Here is a 4,278-nt window from a genome sequence, read left to right as displayed (position 1 = left end):
GTCCGCCGCCGCGCCGCCCCTCGGTGAAGTGGCGCGCGCGGGGGCCGTGCGGACGGTCGGTGCGGTCGTCGTGCCAGTCCCAGGGACCGGGAAGCGCCATGGCTGTCATGGTGTTCTCCTTCGAGTCGATACAGAGCGACTGTCATTCTCTGTTCTGATAGCTCAAAGATATATCGCTAACTTCGGGCTGGCAAGTCCGGGCACGAAAAATCCCCGCGCGCCGGTCCACGGCGCACGGGGATGCAGGTCATGCGGGGTCTAGTAGTCGACCGCGTACGCCCCCAGCAGGCTCTTCATCTCACCGTTGAACTCCGGGGAGATCCGCACCGAGTAGCGGTCCACCGCGAAGACCTTGGAGCGGACCGGGTTGTCCACCCGGATGCGCACCGGGGTCTCGCCCTGGTGGGAGCTGAGCACCTGGCGCAGCTCCTCGACCAACTCCGGGGTCAGCCGCTTCTCGTCCACCGTCAGCAGCACCGGCGGTTCGCCCTCGGTGATGTGCGAGATGTCCAGAATCGACATCTCCGAGGCGAACATCGACCAGGTGCCGTCCCGGTCGTTGAGGCGGCCCTTCACCGTCACCGCGGTGTCCTCGACGAGGGCGTCCACGTACAGCGGGAAGGTCTTGGGGAAGAACAGCACCTCCATGGCGGCGTCCAGGTCCTCCACCGTGGCGATCGCCCACTGGTTGCCCGCCTTGTTCACCCGCTTCTCCACCTTGGAGATCAGCCCGGCGATGCGCACCTCGTTGCGCTCGCGGCTCATCTCCCCGGCGACGATCTGGGCGATCGAGGTGTCCCGGGAACGGGCCAGCACCCGCTCGGCCCCGGCCAGCGGATGGCTGGACACGTACAGGCCCAGCATCTCGCGCTCGAAGGCCAGCTTGGTCTTGCGGTCCCACTCCTCGTCGCCCCACTGGATGTTCAACCCGATCGGGGTGGAGTCGCCGCCCTCGTCCGCGCCGCCGAACAGGTCGAACTGGCCGTGCGCCTCCTGCTTCTTCGAGCTGATCATGCCGTCGACCGCGGTCTCGTGGTGGCGGTACAGCTCCCGGCGCGGCTGGCCCAGCGAGTCGAAGGCACCCGACTTGATCAGGGACTCGATGACCCGCTTGTTGCAGGCGGCCAGCTCGATCTTGGACAGGAAGTCCGTGAAGGACGTGTACTTGCCCTTCTCGGTGCGGCTCTTGATGATCGAGTTGACGACGTTGGCGCCCACGTTGCGCACCGCGCCCATGCCGAAGCGGATGTCCTTGCCCACGGGGGTGAAGCGCAGACCGGACTCGTTGACGTCCGGCGGCAGCACCTTGATGCCCTGGGCGCGGCACTCGGCGAGGTAGACCGCCATCTTGTCCTTGTCGTCACCCACGGACGTGAGAAGCGCGGCCATGTACGCGGCGGGGTAGTTGGCCTTGAGGTAGGCGGTCCAGTAGGAGACCAGACCGTACCCGGCGGTGTGCGACTTGTTGAACGCGTAGCCGGAGAAGGGGAGCATGACGTCCCACAGGGCCTGGATGGCCTCCCGGGAGAAGCCCCGCTCCATGGCCCCCTCGAAGAACTTGACCTCTTCCTTCTCCAGGGCCTCCTTCTTCTTCTTGCCCATCGCGCGCCGCATCAGGTCCGCGCCGCCCAGCGTGTACCCGGCCAGCTGCTGGGCGATGGCCATGACCTGCTCCTGGTAGACGAGCAGGTGGAAGGTCTCCCCGAGGATCGGCTCCAAGGCGTCCTTGAGCTCGGGGTGGATGGGGGTGATCTCCTGGCGGCCGTTCGACCGGTCGGCGTAGTCGTTGTGGGCGTTGGCCGCCATCGGACCGGGCCGGTAAAGGGCGAGCACGGCCGCGATGTCACCGAACTTCTTCGGCTCCATCCGCTTGAGCAGGTTGCGCATCGCGCCGCCGTCCAGCTGGAACACGCCCAGGGTGTCGCCCCTGGCCAGGAGTTTGTAGGCCTTGGGATCGTCGAGCGGGAGCTTCGCGAGCTCGATGTCGATGCCCTCGGACTCCCGGATGTTGTTGACCGCGTCGTCGATGACCGTCAGGTTCCGCAGGCCCAGGAAGTCCATCTTGAGCAGACCCATGTCCTCGCACTGCGGGAAGGGAAAGCCGGTGATGATGGCGCCGTCGGCATCGCGCTTGTGCAGCGGGATGACGTCCAGCAGGGGTTCCTTGGACAGGATCACGCCGGCTGCGTGCACGCCGGTGCCGCGGGTCAGTCCCTCGATACCGCGGGCGGTCTCCATGACCTTGGCGACCTGGGGGTCGTTGTCGACCAGGTTGCGCAGCTCGGTGGTCTCGCTGTAGCGCTCGTGCTCGGTGTTGAACACCGCGTCGAGCGGGATCTCCTTACCGCCGACCGCCGCCGGGAAGGCCTTGGTGATCTGGTCGCCGACCGAATAGGGCATACCCAGGATCCGGGTGGAGTCCTTGATCGCGGCCTTGGCCTTGATGGTGCCGAAGGTGAGGATCTGGGCGGTGGACTCCTCGCCGTACAGCTGCGTGACGTAGTCGATCATCTCGCCGCGCCGACGCTCGTCGAAGTCGAGGTCGACATCGGGCATGGTGACACGTTCGGGGTTGAGGAACCGCTCGAAGATCAGACTGTGCTCGATCGGGTCCAGGTCGGTGATGCCCAGGATGTAGGCGATCATCGACCCGGTGGCGGAACCACGGCCGGGGCCGAGCGCGATCTTCTGTTTGCGCGCGTACTGGCAGATGTCGGCGACCACGAGGAAGTAGGCCGGGAAGCCCATCTCGTTGATGATGTTCAACTCGTACTCGATCCGGTCGCGAACCTCCTGGCTCGCGCCGTCCGGGAACCGGTTGGGCAGGCAGCGCTCGACCTCCTTGGCCAGCCAGGAGGACTGGGTCTCCCCCTCCGGGACCGGGAAGACCGGCATCAGGTCGCGCTCGGCGAAGACCTCGTCGTAGGCGTTGGGGTCGATGCGCTCGGCGATCAGCAGGGTGTTCTTGCAGCCCTCCTGCCACTCGTCGAAGGTGAGCAGGCCGCGCATCTCGTCGGCGGTCTTGAGGTAGTAGCCCGAGCCGTTGAACCGGAACCGGGTGGGGTCGTCCAGATTCTTGCCCACGCCCACCGCCAACAGCGCGTCGTGGGCGTCGGCCTGGGACTCGTACACGTAGTGGGAGTCGTTGGTGACCAGCGGCGGGATCTTGAGTTCCCGGCCGACCTTGAGCAGGCCGTCGCGGACCTCCTTCTCGATGGGCACGCCGTGGTCCATCAGCTCCAGGAAGACGTTCTCCCTGCCGAAGATGTCCTGGAGCTTGGCGGCGTACTCGATGGCCTCCTTCTCCTGGCCCAGGCGAAGCCGGGTCTGCACACCGCCGGAGGGACAGCCGGTGGAGACGATGACGCCCTCGCTGTTCTCCGACATCAGGTCCAGGTCCATGCGGGGCTTCATGTAGTAGCCCTCGATAGAGGCCAGAGACGACATCTTGAACAGGTTGCGCAGGCCGGTGGCGTTGCGCGCCAGCATCGTCATGTGCAGATAGCGGCCGCCACCGGAGATGTCCTTGCCGCCCTCGGCCGCGGTATCGTCCGACCCGCTGGCACGCCCCCAGAACACGCGCTTCTTGTGGAAGCGTGACTCCGGCGCCACGTAGGCCTCGATGCCGATGATCGGCTTGACCCCCGAGCCCTTGGACTGCTGGTAGAACTCGTACGCCCCGAACATGTTGCCGTGGTCGGTCATCGCGACCGCCGGCATGCCCAGTCTCCCCGCCTCCTTGAAGAGGGGCTTGAGCTTGGCCGCACCGTCGAGCATGGAGTACTCGGTGTGGACATGCAGGTGAACGAAGGAGTCTGCCATGGGCGGAGTGCTCCCCAGTGGGTGGACGGACGGGTGATGTCTCCCGAGCCTACGCTTTCCCCACGACACTCGTGGAACCGGACGAGAACGGGTCCCGCCCGGTCCCCGAGGTCCCCGACGAACAGGGTGTGGGCCGCTAACTGGGGTTTCCGATGCCTTCGCAGGTGCAGTCGCTGATGTTCTGTCCGCAGTCGGAACAGACGTCCTCGGCCATGCGCGGTTCCTCCTCTCCGAGTCGGGGATGCCCATGTCCGGAGCGGCCGACACCGGCGGGGCGCTCACAGCAAAAGTCCTGTGACCACGGGTGGTCACAGGACTTTCGGTCGTTCCGGGCTCCTACTCACAGAGGGTTCGTGAGCGGGTCGGGGGGTCAGCCCCGCACGGTCGCGGCGAGGAAGGTATCCCATTCCCCTTGGCCGAAAGAGAGGTGGCCGAGCTTGGGGTTCTTGGAGTCCC

At 66.1% G+C, this 4,278-nt stretch carries 2 protein-coding genes; both read right to left on the bottom strand.

Annotated elements, in window-relative coordinates:
- Positions 1-258 precede the first annotated feature (258 nt).
- Entirely contained in the window at positions 259-3,822 is a 3,564-nt protein-coding gene (gene dnaE, locus QJS33_RS31000) for a DNA polymerase III subunit alpha (protein WP_306371627.1), read from the bottom strand.
- A 370-nt stretch (positions 3,823-4,192) separates the two neighbouring features.
- Positions 4,193-4,278 (bottom strand): DUF397 domain-containing protein (locus QJS33_RS31525; protein WP_372339752.1); only part of this gene is annotated, 86 nt, incomplete at its 5' end.

The organism is Nocardiopsis sp. CC223A (assembly GCF_030766825.1).
Classification (GTDB): Bacteria; Actinomycetota; Actinomycetes; order Streptosporangiales; family Streptosporangiaceae; genus Nocardiopsis.
Note: the sequence above shows the minus strand (reverse complement) of the source record. Positions and strands in the feature narration are given on the sequence as shown.

Bases quoted from the DNA above. Each gene is read 5' to 3' on its own strand.
- dnaE (WP_306371627.1), bottom strand. From the start codon at position 3,822: ATGGCAGACTCCTTCGTTCACCTGCATGTCCACACCGAGTACTCCATG.